Source organism: Cupriavidus necator, from assembly GCF_013141915.1.
Classification (GTDB): domain Bacteria; phylum Pseudomonadota; class Gammaproteobacteria; order Burkholderiales; family Burkholderiaceae; genus Cupriavidus; species Cupriavidus necator_B.
Genome location: NZ_SROX01000001.1, coordinates 837,729 through 852,151, shown reverse-complemented (window position 1 = coordinate 852,151; position 14,423 = coordinate 837,729). Strand labels below are relative to the sequence as shown.

The window sequence follows — 14,423 nt, the reverse complement described above, 5'->3', positions numbered from 1 at the left end:
CTCATGCTCGACCTGATCCTGCGGCATTGCAACCTGCCCGACGGGCGCACCGGCATCGACATCGGCATTGCCGATGGCCGCATCGCCGCAGTAGAGCCGGCGCTGGCCGCGCGCGCGGGCGAAGAGATCGACGCCGCCGGCCAACTGGTGACGCCGCCGTTCGTCGACGCGCACTTCCATATGGATTCCACGCTGTCGTACGGGCTGCCGCGCGTGAACCAGTCGGGCACGCTGCTGGAAGGCATTGCGCTGTGGGGCGAGGTCAAGCCGCTGCTGACGCAGGAGGCCATCGTCGAGCGCGCGCTCGCCTATTGCGACTGGGCCGTGGCGCGCGGGCTGCTGGCGATCCGCTCGCATGTGGATGTGTGCGATGCGCGCCTGCTGGCGGTGGAAGCGCTGCTGCACGTGCGCGAACGCGTGCGGCCATACCTGGACCTGCAGCTGGTGGCGTTCCCGCAGGACGGCGTATTGCGTGCGCCGGGCGCGCTTGCCAACCTGAAACGCGCGCTGGACCTGGGCGTCGACGTGGTCGGCGGCATTCCGCATTTCGAGCGCACCATGGCGCAGGGGGCGGACTCGGTGCGGCTGCTGTGCGAGCTGGCGGCGGAGCGCGGCCTGCGCGTGGACATGCATTGCGACGAAAGCGACGATCCGCTGTCGCGCCATATCGAGACCCTTGCCAGCGAAACCGTGCGGCTGGGCCTGCAGGGCAGGGTGGCCGGATCGCACCTGACCTCGATGCATTCGATGGACAACTACTACGTCTCCAAGCTGATCCCGCTGATGTGCGAGGCTGGGGTGGCGGCGATCGCCAATCCGCTGATCAACATCACGCTGCAGGGGCGGCACGACACCTACCCGCGGCGCCGCGGCATGACGCGCGTGCCCGAACTGATGGCGGCCGGGGTGCCGGTGGCATTCGGCCACGACTGCGTGATGGACCCGTGGTACGGCCTGGGTTCCGGCGACATGCTGGAAGTGGCGCACATGGGCCTGCACGTGGCGCAGATGACAGGGCAGGCGGCGATGCGCTCCTGCTTTGACGCGGTGACCGCCGCGCCGGCGCGCATCCTGGGGCTGGAGGGCTATGGCCTGGCGCCGGGCTGCCGCGCCGACCTGGTGCTGCTGCAGGCGCGCGATCCAGTCGAGGCGATCCGGCTGCGCGCCACCCGGCTGCGCGTGCTGCGCGCCGGCAAGACCATTGCCACCATGCCGGCGGCGACCGCGGCGCTGGCGCTGCCCGGCCGGCCGGCGCAGGCGGATTTCCTGCGCGGCGGCGGTGCGGCATAGCGTGCACAGAGTTTTTTGCTCGCGGGTGTTGACAGTGCCCGCAGCACTCGGCATAATTTCCTTCTTCGCATCGCAGCAGCAATGCAGCGAAACGAAGCCCAGATGGCGGAATTGGTAGACGCACTAGGTTCAGGTCCTAGCGGTGGCAACACTGTGGAGGTTCGAGTCCTCTTCTGGGCACCAAAATTCGGAAAGGCTCGCGCAAGCGAGCCTTTCTTCGTTTCCGCCCCACCGCACGAGAACGGGCAACGGAACGGGGGCAGGCAACGGCAAGGCGGTCCGCGCAAGCGGGCTTTTTTTTCGTCCGCTGTTTTCGTCCATTCTCCGAGGCGGCGACTCAGCGTGCCGGCATCCCTTCCAGGTCCTGCGCCTCGCGCACGCAATTGCGGCCCTCCGCCTTGGCGCGGTACATGGCCGCGTCGGCCGCGCTGAACAGGCGCTGCCAGTGGTCCGCGCCGCCATGGCCGACGGCCACGCCGAAGCTCGCGGTCACGCCAAGCTGCGTGGTGCCGGACAGGTAGACAGGCCGTGACGCGATCGCCGCGCGCAGCGTTTCGGCCAGCGCCGCGGCGTCGCCGGGCCGCCCGTGCGGCAGCCATAGCGCAAACTCCTCGCCGCCAAAGCGGGCCAGCACGCTCTCGGAAGGCACCAGCCCGCGCATCTGCGCGGCGATGTTGCGCAACACCTGGTCGCCGGCGGCGTGGCCGTGGCGGTCATTGATCTGCTTGAAACGGTCGACGTCGATCAGCACCAGGCTGGCGGTCTCGTGTGCCCCATACTGGGCCGCCACCAGTTCCAGCGCGCGCCGGTTCAGCAGGCCGGTCAGGCTGTCGGTGCGGGCCTGCTGCTCCAGTTGCGCGGTCAGCGCGGCGCGCTCGCGTAGCTTGCGGCGCAGGATGTCGATGGCATCGAACAGGCGCCGCATCTCGGCGGCCTGGCCAATGCGCGCGGCCTGCGCCGCGGACACGGACATGGCGTCATCGTGCGGGTGGCCGCGGTCCTCGGCCAGCGCGATCACCTCGACCCGCGCGCGCAGCAGCGGCAGGAACACTGCGCGCCGCGCGAACACCAGCATGTAGCCCAGTATCGCCAGGATCAGCGCGGAGGTGCCGCACGCGGCCGCAAGCCGGCGCAGCGCGCGCTCGCGCGTGGCGGTGAAATGCGCCACCACTTCATCCAGGAACACGCTGCGCAGCCGCTCCAGCGGCTCCAGCGTTGGCACGTAGCGGTTGGTCAGCTCGGTGGGCGTCATCGAGTAGTTGCCGGAGATCCGCCCCTGCGCGACCAGGCTGTCGACCATGGCCACGCCGCGGCCGAAGAACTGGTGGCCGGCGTCGGCGTAAGCCTGTTCCAATGCGGGCGCGGCGCCGAACATGTTGTACGCCGGCCCGGCCAGTTGCCACAGCTCCAGCAGCCGTCCGCGCGAGCGCGTCGCGTCGACCAGGCTCTGCACCGGCATCGGCTGGCGCGCCGCCACCGGCGCCATGATCTGCGATGCCATGCGCCCGGCGTACTCGCGCAGGTCTCCCAGCATCTTGCCGGTCAGTGCAGGGGCGGCGAGGCCGTCATCGCACACCGAAAGCTCGCGCACCTGCCAGGCGATGGCTGGCTGCAGCGCGTCGACCGCCTCGAACATGCTTTCGATGGCATGGCGGATCTCCTCCATGTCGCGCTGCTGTGGCGGGCGCGCGGCCAGTTCGTCGATCTCGGTGCGGGCTCGCGCCAGGCGCTCGCGTACGCGCTCGATCATCAGCGGCGGCAGCTGGTGGCTGTGCAGGCCGAGGGGGGCGGGCGGCGGCGCGGCCATTCGCGCCAGCGCGGCGTCGCTGCGGGCGCGGAATGCCTGCAGGCGCGCGCGCGCCGCGCTGTGGGGAGAGGGTGGCTCACCCAGCACGCTGTTGGCCGGGCCGCGTTCCGCGGACAGCGCGTTGGCGGTGTCCAGCACGTCGCGATACGCCGAGATGTCGTAAAGGTTCTGTCGGGCCGCGGCGAAGTCGCCGTACGATCCGGCGATCACCAGGGCCGCCAGCACCACCGTCCCAAGGCCGCCCACCGCGGTGGCCACCGCCAGCTTGTACTGCAGGCTGCGGCGCGGCCAGTTGCGCGGCGCGCGGCCGGCGCTCAGGGCAATGTCGTTGCCGGGATCAAGCCGTCGGGTGCGTTGCCGCAGGGCCATGCTGTCTCCACCCGGCAGCCAGCGGCCGGGCCATGCGTGGAAATTTTGTCATTGCCGACATTATTGACGAAAAGGCTGCGGCACCTGTCCAAAACTTCCGCAATTCGCGCCAGCCACACCCCCGTGCGGCGCTGTGCCGCAGGCTTGCCGGGGCGCGCGCCGCCGAACATTCCCGGCTAACGCTGGCAGGGCATTTTGACCTATGCTCAAGCTCATCGGGCAGGCTCTTATAACGTCCCGAAGGTGGTTGCCATGACTGTGGTCTTGTCATCATCGAGAGAAAGGGAGGCGGGGACGAACCCCGGATGGCACGGCTGTGCCGCGCACCCCGGCATCGTCCACCATCACCTGCATTACTGCGCCATCCTGGCCATGCTGATGTGTACGCTGGCCCACGCAGACGAAGCCTTGCCTGATTACCAGGGCGCTTCCGGTTCTGATCCGCCGTTGCAGGCCAGCCTGGCGCAGCCGGGGCTGGCGGAAGCGGCGCAGGCTTTCAAGCAGCTGGCCGACGGCTCCGAAGCGAGCGGCTGGATGGTCCAGCCCGTGGAGCCGGTGGTCGTCGAATACGCGGCGGTGCCGCCGCCATCCCCATCTGCTTCCGCATTGCCGCGCGCCATCGGCGCCGGGCCCGATGACGATGCCCCAGGTCTTGCCGCCGTGGACCGCGAGACCGCGGCCATGCCGGAGCGTCCGCGCCGGCTGTCGCTGCATCTCGATGACATCACCACTGCCAGCGGCTTTGCCGACAATCGGGTGCGCACCATGGCGCTCGCTGTCGATGCCGTGGTGGCGCGCGCCGGCGGGCTGACCATCCAGCCGCGGCTGCAACTGGCCTACCAGCCAGGCATGAGCGCGGCCCCGGAGATGCCGCCGCAAGCCATGCCCGGCGATGCCAGTGCCACCGGCATCGGCGTGCGCCTGTACGGCGCGCAGCCCACGCGGCTGGCCGGCATCTATCCGTTCGTCGAGGCCGACTGGTGGCAGGACAGCCGCAAGCAGGTCATCAATATCAACGGCACCAAGATCGATGCCGACCTGCTGCGCGGATTGTTCTCGTTCAATATCGGCGCGCATGGCAATACCAAGACAGGCATGAAGCTGTGGTTCAAGGTCCGGGCGGGGCGCAACCCGAGCGGCACTGTCGGCGCGCGCTATCGGTGGTAAGGATGGTCGGGTGGTCGCAGGAGCGGTGGGGGCAGCGGCGCGCGACGGACGCGCGGCAATGAAAAAAGGGCTTCCGTTTCCGGAAGCCCTTTTTCTTTCTGCATAGGTGGCGCGGCTGGCAGGATTCGAACCCACGACCCCTTGGTTCGTAGCCAAGTACTCTATCCAACTGAGCTACAGCCGCACACGAGAGGCGCAATTGTATCGCAATTATTCATTTGCGCAAGCCCCCCGCCGAAAAATCCTCATCCGCCGCCGCCGGCATCAGCCCGCGGCCTCCGACCAGACGCCATCCGCCTCCTGCGCCCTGCCTTCGTCGCGCAGCTTGAGCAGGTGCGCCAGCAGCGAGCGCTGCGCGACCGGATGCAGGCGCGGCGGCACATCGTCATAGACGCGCAGCACAAGGTCGCCGAGCGGAGCAGGGCCAAACTGGCGCAGCGCGCCGGCCACCTTGGCCTCGCGCTGCTGGCGGTGTCGCACCAGGATGCGGATGGCGTCCTGCGGGCGCGCGATCAGGAAACCGTGCCCTGGCGCCAGCCACTCGAGGTCTTCTTCCTGCAGGGCCGCGAGCGAGTCGAGGTAGGCGCGCATGTCGCCGTCGGGCGGGCCGATCACGACCGTCGATCCCTGCATCACGTGGTCACCGGTGAAGAGTGTCTTTTCTTCCTCCAGCAGGTAGCAGAGGTGGTTGGACGCATGGCCGGGGGTGTGGCAGACCCGCAGGGTGCAGGCTTCGGCCAGCGCCAGGCGCTCGCCGTGCACCAGTTCGCGCTGCGGTGCGAAGCTGGCGTCCTGCCACGGCCCCGCGGGAGCAGCACGTCCCAGCACGGTGGCCCCGGTGGCGGCCTGCAACGCCGCCGCCGCGGGAGAATGGTCCAGGTGCGTGTGCGTGGCGAGTATCCAGCGGATCGGGCCGGGCGCCGCTGCGAGGATGGCGCGTACATGCTCGGCATCGTCCGGGCCCGGATCGATCACGGCCCATTCGTTGCGAGCGCCGCCACCGACCAGGTAGGTGTTGGTGCCGGGGCCGGTCATCACGCTGCCATTGTTGGCGGTGACGCGCCATACCCGCTCTGACAACTGCACCGGCACGCCAGGTGCAAGCTCGTAGCGCCCGTGCACCGTGCCGTCAGGGTCGATGCGGCCGATCTCGGCGTAGCACGGCTCGTTCGGCATCACCGGGCGTACCCCCGCCGCACCGGTGGCGAGGCGCGGCATGATGCAGGCAATGCCGCGCAACTGCGAGAAATAGGCGAAGCACGTGGCGGCGGTGTCGAACTGTGCGATCGAGCTCAGCGTCCGGCGCGTGACGTGCATCATCGGCAGGCCGCTGGCCGGGTCGGCGGCCTCGGCCGGGCGCACCCAGCGGTGCTCTACGATCTCGGTGCCGTCGGGCACGGCAAGCTGGCCTTCGGGAGCGATGGCGACAAAGAAGCGGGTATCGAAACGCTTGGGCAGGCCGGGCGGCGTCAGCCAGTAGCTGTGATAGGCCAGGCGGTCAGTTGCCAGGCGCAGGCCCAGCTGCTCGCAGGCGTGGGCCAGTCCCGGGCCGCCGCGCTGCACGGCCTCGCGCAGCAGGGCTTGCTGCGCGGCGTCGAGCTCGTGCGGCGCGCGCAGGCGCCCTTGAGCATCGCAGGCGAACAGCAGGCCGGCCTCTTCGAAGCATTCGCGCACGGCAGCCAGGTAGAAGTCCAGCCCGCTGGCAGGCAGGCCCAGGCGTTCGCTGGCGAGCACGTCATCGAGGCCGTGGGCGTGCGCGTGCAGGTGCCGGTCTTGCGCATCGAGGGTGCCGCCGGGAAAAACATAAGCACCGCTGCTGCGGTCATTGGCGCGTTCGACGCGGCGCACCAGCAGCACTTCCATGCCGGCGGACGCGTCGCGCACCACCAGCAGGCTGGCGGCCGTACGCAACAGCGGCGTGGGGGTGGCAGGGCGGTTGCCGCTTGTCTCTGTGGTTGTCATTGTGTCGGCATCGTGGGTTGTATGCGCGGCGCGCCAGGGTGCATGGCACGGCCGCGTGCGCTAGTTTAGCCGCGTTCGCGGATTCGAAAGTCCGGGCAATCCCGGCGCCGCGGCCGCTTCGGCGGCCGTGCCGGGCCGGCGGCGGCGGCGGGCGGGCTTTGGCTTTTCCGGCCACACGCAGTAACCTGATGGCTCCGCTTCACTTTCTGGAGCGCCACCGCCGGCGTTCCTATTGGAGGAGGTCCGCGTGATCCGAGCTTCTTACCTGTGCCTGCCGGTTGCGTGCCTGCTGGCGGCCTGCGCGACGCCGCCGCAGCTGGCACCGCGCCCAGCGCCGCCGCCCACCACCCGCATCACCGTCGACGCCCAGGCCATGTCCCGGGCGGCATCCGCGGCCTGCGAGCCCGCGGTGGCGGAAGCCCTCCAGCGCCGCTATCCGCAGCCTGGCAGCATCATGCTGATGGCCGACCGCGAGCAGTACTACCAGCGCCCCAATGCGCAGACCTCGGTCAACGGCGAAGGCGTGTTCGAGCCGGACGACAGCTCGTCCGCGATTGGCTTCCACTACGCCTGCCTGTACAACGCGCGCACCGGCAAGGTCGACGATGTACAGATGCGGTACTGAGCCGCGCAGTCGCTTTCGCGAAAATACCGGGCCCACCAGCGAGTAACTATTGCGCTAAATAGCGGTAATAGCGGCTTCCCATTTCCTTGACCTACCGGTCGACCGGCCATTAGCATAGCCACGCGCCGTTTTGAAGTTCGCATATAGAACCGTAGTTCGAATGGCGTAACTTTAGTCGACTCTGTAGACAAGGAAGCCATGAACAAGATCGCCGGGTTCTTCACCGAACTCATGCGCCGGTACCTGCCGGATCCCTTCGTGTTTGCCATCGGCCTGACGCTGCTGACGATGGCCTTGGCGGTGCTGGTGCAGGGACAAGCGGCCCCGGCGGTGATCGCCAGCTGGGGCAAGGGCTTCTGGAACCTGCTGGCCTTCACCACGCAGATGGCCGTGATCCTGGCGATGGGCTACGTGCTGGCTACCGCGCCGCTGACCGACCGCATGCTCGACCGCATCGTCGGCGCCGTGCATACGCCGCGCACGGCGATCATCGTCGCCACGCTGGTGGGCGGCATCGGCAGCTACCTGAACTGGGGCTTCGGGCTGGTCATCGGCGGCATCATCGCCAAGAAGCTGGCGCTGAAGGTTCGCGGCGTGCATTACCCGCTGATCATCGCTTCCGCATACAGCGGTTTCACCCTGTACGGGCTGGGCCTGTCGGCCAGCATCCCGGTGCTGATCTCGACTCCGGGACACCCGATGGAAAAGGCGATGGGCGTGATCCCGCTGTCTGAAACCATCTTCTCGACGCCGATGCTGCTGACCAGCCTGGCGGTCATCGTCACCCTGCCGCTGCTCAACGCCTGGCTGCACCCACGCCTTCCGGCCGAAGTGGTCGAGATCCGCCGCGACCAGGAACCGGCCCAGGCCGAGGCCGGCGCGGCCCACAGCATCGGCGGCGAGAACACCCTGGCCGGGCGCCTGAACAACAGCCGCATCCTGAGCCTGGCGATCGGGCTGTGCGGCATGGCCTATGCCGTCATCTACTTCACCCAGGGCGGCTCGCTGGACCTTAACCTGATCAACTTCCTGATCCTGTTCGGGGGCGTGCTGCTGCTGGGCACGCCGGTCAACTACGTGGCCAAGCTCAACGAAGGCATCAAGACCATTTCCGGCATCATCCTGCAGTATCCGTTCTATGCGGGCATCATGGCGATCATGGCGGGCTCGGGGCTGGTGGACACCATCTCGCGCGTTTTCGTCGATATCGCCACGCCGCAGACGCTGCCGTTCTGGGGCCTGGTCAGTTCCTTCGTGATCAACTTCTTCGCGCCGTCGGGCGGCGGCCACTGGGTAATCCAGGGCCCGTTCATGGTCGATGCGGCCAAGGCCATCAACAGCTCGGTCAGCCAGACCTCGATGTCGGTGATGCTCGGCAACGCCTGGAACGACCTGGTGCAGCCGTTCTGGATCCTGCCCGCGCTGGCGTTGTCGAAGCTGAACCTGAAGGACGTGATGGGCTACACCGTGATCATGATGTTCTGGGTAGGCCTGATCTATATCGCTGCGATGCTGCTGTGGGGCGCGCAGATTGCCTGACTTTGACGCCGGCCGCAAGGCTGACAGGAGGAAAGCATGCCGTACCTGATCGAAACCTTTGACAAGCCTGGCCACCAGCACGTGCGCCAGGCCAACCGCGCCAGCCACCTGGACTACCTGGACGCCAACAAGGCGCTGCTGCTGGCGTGCGGCGCCAAGCTCAACGATGACGGCTCTGATGCCGGCGGCGGCGTCTATATCGTCGATGTCGACAGCCGCGAGGCCGCGCAGCGGTTTATCGACGCCGACCCGTTCGCCGCGGCGGGCCTGTTTGCCGAAGTGCGCATCATGCGCTGGCGCAAGGCCTATCTCGACGGCACCTGCCGTCTCTGACGCGCCGCGCAAGCCGCCCCATCTCAACCTCAACACCAGGAGACCCCATGCTGTTCATGGCCGAAATGACCGTCAAGATTCCCGCATCGCTCGACCCGAAGCTGGTCGAGCAGCTCAAGGCCGATGAAAAGGCCATGTCGCAGCGCCTGCAGCGCGAAGGCAAATGGCGCCACCTGTGGCGCGTGGTGGGCCAGTATGCCAACGTCAGCATCTTTGACGTCAGCGACAACGATGAACTGCACACCTTGCTGACCGCGCTGCCGCTGTACCCGTACATGGAGATCCAGGTCACGCCGCTGGCCCAGCACGGTTCCGCCATCGCGCAGAACTGAGCCGGCCCGACCGCTGCAACACCGCCCGTGATCCCTGACTGACCAACGCCATGCCCTTCGCAGATCTTCCCGACGTCCGCCTGAACTACCGCCTCGATGGCGCCGAGCACCTGCCGGTGCTGGTGCTGTCCAACTCGCTCGGCACCAACCTGGACATGTGGGCACCGCAGGTGGATGCCTTCAGCCAGTATTTCCGCGTGCTGCGCTATGACACGCGCGGGCATGGGGCGTCGTCGGTGCCGCCCGGTCCTTACAGCATGGCGCAACTGGGCGGCGACGTGATCGCGCTGCTCGATCATCTTGGCATCGCGCAGGCCAGCTTCTGCGGCCTGTCGATGGGCGGTATCACCGGCATGTGGCTGGCGCTGAACCACGGCGCGCGACTGCGCAAGCTGGTGCTGTGCAATACCGCCGCGTATATCGGCCCGCCCGAGAACTGGACTAATCGTGCCGCGGCGGTCGAGCGCGACGGGGCGGCGTCGATCGCCGCGGCGGTGGTTGACAAGTGGCTCACCCCGGACTACGCAGCCGCGCATCCGGAACTGGTGGCGTCGCTGCGCGCCATGCTCAGCGCCAGCCCGGCCGCGGGCTATGCCGCCAACTGCCTGGCCGTGCGCGATGCCGACCTGCGCGCCGACATTGCCGGCATCGCCACGCCGACGCTCGTGATTGCCGGCTCGGGTGACCTGCCTACGCCCCCGCGCGACGGCGTGTACCTGGCGCAGACGATTCCGGGCGCGCATTACGTCGAGCTGGAAGCCGCGCATATTTCCAACCTGGAACAGGCACAGGCGTTTGCTCAGGTCGTGCTCGATTTCCTGAGTCGTTGACCTGGCGCCGCCCGGGGCCTTTTCGCGGCCCGGCGGCGTGGCTTATCATGCACCCTTTGCCGTTGCGTTCCCCCGTTGGTGCGCCCGGCCTCCGATCCCCGCATTCGAGGAATTGACAGGCCGGGAGCGTCCGGACAAGATGCGGACGGACAGATGCGCCTTCGGGACGACATGCCGGCAGTCATAGCCGCAATGCCCGGAGAACACGCAAGAACTTTGGGAAATCGGGGTCATGAAGCCTATCCTTCGTCAACTGGCGGGCGCGGTCACGCTCGCCGTCATGCTCTCTGGCTGCGCTACCGGGCCTGACTATGCCGGCAACCCGGCGGCGACCGAGCAGCCGCCGTCCGACCAGGCCATGAAGACCTTGTCCGCCGAGGTCTTTACTTTCGCCTATCCAATGGTGCTGATGGACGTGACGCGCGAGCTGATGACGCTGCGCACGCCTGCCAACACCTTCAGCCACAAGCGCACTTTCCCCGACGCCAGCTTCACCGAGGTGGTCAGCCCTAATGCCGACACGCTGTACTCGTCGGCGTGGCTGGACCTGTCGCGTGAGCCGGTGATCCTGTCGGTGCCCGATACGCGCGGGCGCTATTACCTGATGCCGCTGATGGATGCGTGGACCAATGTGTTTGCCGCGCCGGGCAAGCGCACCACCGGCACCCGCCGCGGCAATTTCGCCATCACCGGTCCCGACTGGCGCGGCACGTTGCCCAAGGGCGTGCAGGAGATCCGTTCGCCCACGTCGATGGTCTGGCTGATCGGCCGCACCCAGGCCAGCGGCAAGCAGGACTTCCCGGCAGTGCACCGGCTGCAGGACCAGTACCGGCTGACGCCGCTGTCGGCCTGGGGCGGCGGCCGCCGCGTGCCGGACAAGACCGCCCCGCGGCCTGCGCTGGATCCGGACAGTTCTCCGGTGGAGCAAGTGGCGGCCATGGACGCGCAGGCATTTTTCTCGCGTTTTGCCGCACTGCTGCCGGCCAACCCGCCGGCGCCGGCCGACAGCGCCATGGTGGAAAAGATGCGCCGCATGGGGATCCGCCCCGGCGTGCCGTTCAAGACTACGGTGATGGAACCTTCCACCGCGCGCGCGGTGCAGGAGGGCGCCACTACCGCGCTCGCGGCGATCGTGCAGGCTGCGCGCAAGGGCAACGCCGACGCCGGCAATGGCTGGGTCATGCATCGCGACCTGGGCACGTACGGCACCAGCTATGGCCGCCGCGCGGTCACGGCGTGGGTAGGCCTGGGCGCCAACCTGCCGGAGGATGCGATCTACGCCTCCACCCGTACCGATGCCAACGGCAAGCCGCTGCAGGGCGGGGCGCGCTACGTGCTGCACTTCGACAAGGACCAGCTGCCGCCGGCGCGGGCGTTCTGGTCGCTGACGCTGTACAACGAACGCCAGGCGTTCGTGCCGAACCCGATCCAGCGCTATGCCATCGGCAGCCGCGACCGCCTGCGCTACAACCGCGACGGCTCGCTCGACATCTACATCCAGCATGAGCGCCCGGCAGGCGCCAGGGCTGCCAACTGGCTGCCGGCGCCGCCCGACGGCCTGAACATGATGCTGCGTGCGTACTGGCCGGAACAAGCGCTGCTGGACGGCACCTGGATGCCGCCGCCGGTGATGCGGGTGAACTGATCCGCCAGGCGCTGGAAGGCAAAGAAACAGGCCGCATGTCCCTGACGGACATGCGGCCTGTTTGCTTGCGCTGTGGCGCTGCGCCTCTTGCCGGCGGTGTCAGTGCGCGTGCGTGGCGCAGGCGGTGCAGGCCCCGGCAGCGTGCGCTACCGGTGCGGTGCCGGCCGCGGGAGCGCGGTTGACGCGCTTCCAGGCCGCCACTTCCGGCGCCGACAGGCGCTGGCGCAGCGCGCGGGCCGCACTGACCATATTGGCCAGCGCTGCTTCGGTTTCTTCCCAGCCGCGCGTCTTCAGCCCGCAGTCCGGGTTGACCCACAGGCGCTGCGGCGGCACCACTTCGCAGGCGCGGTCCAGCAGCCGCTCCATGGCCTGCACCGACGGCACGCGCGGCGAGTGGATGTCATAGACGCCCGGGCCGATCTCGTTCGGGTAGTCGAAGTCGCCAAAGCCCTCCAGCAGTTCCATCGCCGAGCGCGAGGTCTCGATGGTGATCACGTCCGCGTCCAGCGCCGCGATCGCGGGCAAGATGTCGTTGAATTCGGCATAGCACATATGCGTGTGGATCTGGGTCTGGTCTTGGACTCCGCTGGCCGACAGGCGGAACGCGGTCACGGCCCAGTCCAGGTAGCTGTCCCAGTCGGCGCGGCGCAGGGGCAGCCCTTCGCGCAGCGCCGGTTCGTCGATCTGGATCACGCGGATGCCGGCCTGCTCCAGGTCGCACACCTCGTCCCGAATTGCCAGCGCGAGCTGGCGCGCGGTGGTAGCGCGCGGCTGGTCGTCGCGCACGAAGGACCACTGCAGCATGGTGATGGGGCCGGTCAGCATGCCCTTCATCGGCCGTTCGGTCAGCGACTGCGCGTAGCGGGCGGTGTCGACCGTCATCGGTTCCGGGCGGTACACGTCGCCATAGATCACCGGCGGCTTGACGCAGCGCGAGCCGTAGCTTTGCACCCAGCCGTTCTCGGTGAAGCCGTAGCCGCACAGTTGCTCGCCGAAGTATTCGACCATGTCGTTGCGTTCGGCCTCGCCGTGCACCAGCACGTCCAGCCCAAGGGCTTCCTGCTTGCGCACGGCCAGCGCGATCTCGGCGCGGATGCGCTCCAGGTATTCCAGCGCGCCGATCTCGCCACGCTTGAACGCGGCCCGGGTCTGGCGGATCGCCGCGGTCTGCGGGAACGAGCCGATCGTGGTGGTCGGCAGCAGCGGCAACGAAAGCGCCTGGCGCTGGCGTTCGATGCGCTCGGCGAAGGGGCTGGCGCGGTCGGCCATGGCGGCGTTGACGCCGGCCAGGCGCTGCTGCACGCGCGGATTGACCACGCGGCGCGAGGCCCGGCGCGAAGCCTGCGCGGCATCCGATGCGGCCAGCGCTTCGGCGACGGCCGCATCGCCCTGGTTCAGCGCGCGGGCCAGCACCGACAGTTCGTCGAGCTTTTCGGTGGCGAAGGCAAGCCAGGACTTCAGTTCGTCGTCGAGCCGTGTTTCATGCGCGAGCGACACCGGCACATGCAGCAGCGAACACGACGGCGCCAGCCACAGGCGCTCGCCCAAGGCGCCGTGCAGCGGGCGCAGCGTGTCCAGCACGCGGCGCAGGTCGGTGCGCCAGATATTGCGGCCGTCGATCACGCCCAGCGACAGCACCGCATGCGCCGGCAGCGCGGCCTGCCATGCCGCCAGCTGTGCGGGGGCGCGCACCAGGTCGATATGGAAGCCGTCGACCGGCAACGCGGCGGCGCGCTGCGCGTGGTCGGCGGCCGTATCGAAGTAAGTGGCCAGCAGCAGCTTCGGGCCCGCCTCGTGCAGCGCGGCATAGGCGGTGTCGAAGGCATCGAGCCAGGCCGGTTCCAGGTCCAGGCATAGCGCCGGCTCATCGATCTGCACCCATTCGATGCCGCGCGCCTTGAGCTGGCCAAGGATGCGGCGATAGGCCTGCAGCAGTCGCGGCAGCAGCGTCAGCCGGTCAAAGCCGGGCACATGGCTCTTGGACAGCCACAGGTAGGTGACCGGCCCGATCAGCGCCGGACGGGCGCGCAGCCCCAGCGCCAGCGCCTCGTCGGTTTCCTCGAGGAACCATGTCGGCCCGCCGTCGAAGGTGGTGTCGGCATCGAGTTCCGGGACCAGGTAGTGGTAATTGGTGTCGAACCATTTGGTCATCTCCATGGCCGGCTGCTCGCGGTTGCCGCGGGCAAGTTCGAAGTACTGGGCCAGTGTCAGTTGCGCCGGGTCGAAGCCGAAGCGGCGCGGCAGCGCGCCGAGCAGCGCGGTCAGGCCCAGCATCTGGTCGTAATAGGCAAAGTCGCCGGTGGCGACCGTGTCGAGGCCGCGCTCGGCCTGCAGCTGCCAGTGCCGGCGGCGCAGTTGCGTGGCCACCTCGCGCAACTCCGCTTCGGTGCGTTCGCCGCGCCAGAACGCTTCTTGCGCGAATTTGAGTTCACGGCGTGCGCCGATGCGGGGAAAGCCGAGGATATGGGTGCGTGCCATGGTGTTGTTCCAGTAGAAGTCTGGCGCACAGTGTCGGTTTGCCCAT

The 14,423-nt window shown here is 68.3% G+C and carries 11 protein-coding genes and 2 tRNA genes; 9 read left to right on the top strand and 4 right to left on the bottom strand.

Translation table 11 applies throughout. From position 1 onward, the window contains the following. The first annotated feature begins 3 nt into the window (after window positions 1-3). Both E5S69_RS03795 and E5S69_RS03790 read left to right on the top strand, forming a co-directional pair. On the top strand, window positions 4-1,290 hold the full coding sequence (locus E5S69_RS03795; protein WP_171513656.1) for an amidohydrolase family protein: 1,287 nt from the start codon (window positions 4-6) through the stop codon (window positions 1,288-1,290). A 96-nt stretch (window positions 1,291-1,386) separates the two neighbouring features. Then, window positions 1,387-1,473: transfer RNA gene (locus E5S69_RS03790), tRNA-Leu, on the top strand. Between the two features lie 154 nt (window positions 1,474-1,627). Here E5S69_RS03790 and E5S69_RS03785 read toward each other — a convergent pair. Then, on the bottom strand, window positions 1,628-3,466 hold the full coding sequence (locus E5S69_RS03785; RefSeq protein WP_171513655.1) for a GGDEF domain-containing protein: 1,839 nt from the start codon (window positions 3,464-3,466) through the stop codon (window positions 1,628-1,630). 252 nt (window positions 3,467-3,718) lie between these two features. Between E5S69_RS03785 and E5S69_RS03780 the strand changes: the two genes are divergently transcribed. After that, window positions 3,719-4,633, top strand: a complete 915-nt coding sequence (locus tag E5S69_RS03780; protein WP_171513654.1) for a hydrolase — start codon at window positions 3,719-3,721, stop codon at window positions 4,631-4,633. A 107-nt stretch (window positions 4,634-4,740) separates the two neighbouring features. Here E5S69_RS03780 and E5S69_RS03775 read toward each other — a convergent pair. Both E5S69_RS03775 and E5S69_RS03770 read right to left on the bottom strand, forming a co-directional pair. Further along, a tRNA-Arg gene (locus E5S69_RS03775) sits at window positions 4,741-4,817 on the bottom strand. An 80-nt stretch (window positions 4,818-4,897) separates the two neighbouring features. Then, on the bottom strand, window positions 4,898-6,595 hold the full coding sequence (locus E5S69_RS03770) for an MBL fold metallo-hydrolase (RefSeq protein ID WP_171513653.1): 1,698 nt from the start codon (window positions 6,593-6,595) through the stop codon (window positions 4,898-4,900). A gap of 247 nt (window positions 6,596-6,842) precedes the next feature. On the opposite strand from E5S69_RS03770, the gene E5S69_RS03765 reads away from it, so the two are divergent. From E5S69_RS03765 to E5S69_RS03740, 6 genes are all read left to right on the top strand, one after another. Next, entirely contained in the window at window positions 6,843-7,220 is a 378-nt protein-coding gene (locus E5S69_RS03765) for a short-chain fatty acid transporter (protein ID WP_171513652.1), read from the top strand. Window positions 7,221-7,418: 198 nt separating this feature from the next. Beyond that, a complete protein-coding gene (locus E5S69_RS03760) occupies window positions 7,419-8,759 on the top strand; it encodes a short-chain fatty acid transporter (RefSeq protein WP_171513651.1) in 1,341 nt (446 codons plus the stop codon). Window positions 8,760-8,795: 36 nt separating this feature from the next. Continuing rightward, window positions 8,796-9,092 carry a YciI family protein gene (locus tag E5S69_RS03755; RefSeq protein ID WP_171513650.1) on the top strand — a complete coding sequence of 99 codons (297 nt, stop codon included), beginning with the start codon at window positions 8,796-8,798 and terminating at the stop codon, window positions 9,090-9,092. A 47-nt stretch (window positions 9,093-9,139) separates the two neighbouring features. Further along, window positions 9,140-9,424, top strand: a complete 285-nt coding sequence (catC, locus tag E5S69_RS03750; protein ID WP_171513649.1) for a muconolactone Delta-isomerase — start codon at window positions 9,140-9,142, stop codon at window positions 9,422-9,424. Window positions 9,425-9,474: 50 nt separating this feature from the next. After that, window positions 9,475-10,254 carry a 3-oxoadipate enol-lactonase gene (pcaD, locus tag E5S69_RS03745; RefSeq protein ID WP_171513648.1) on the top strand — a complete coding sequence of 260 codons (780 nt, stop codon included), beginning with the start codon at window positions 9,475-9,477 and terminating at the stop codon, window positions 10,252-10,254. 232 nt (window positions 10,255-10,486) lie between these two features. Next, complete coding sequence (locus E5S69_RS03740; protein ID WP_171513647.1) at window positions 10,487-11,899, top strand: DUF1254 domain-containing protein; 1,413 nt, start codon at window positions 10,487-10,489, stop codon at window positions 11,897-11,899. A 99-nt stretch (window positions 11,900-11,998) separates the two neighbouring features. On the opposite strand, the gene metE is transcribed toward E5S69_RS03740, so the two are convergent. Further along, on the bottom strand, window positions 11,999-14,377 hold the full coding sequence (gene metE, locus E5S69_RS03735) for a 5-methyltetrahydropteroyltriglutamate--homocysteine S-methyltransferase (protein WP_171513646.1): 2,379 nt from the start codon (window positions 14,375-14,377) through the stop codon (window positions 11,999-12,001). Between the last annotated feature and the right edge of the window lie 46 nt (window positions 14,378-14,423).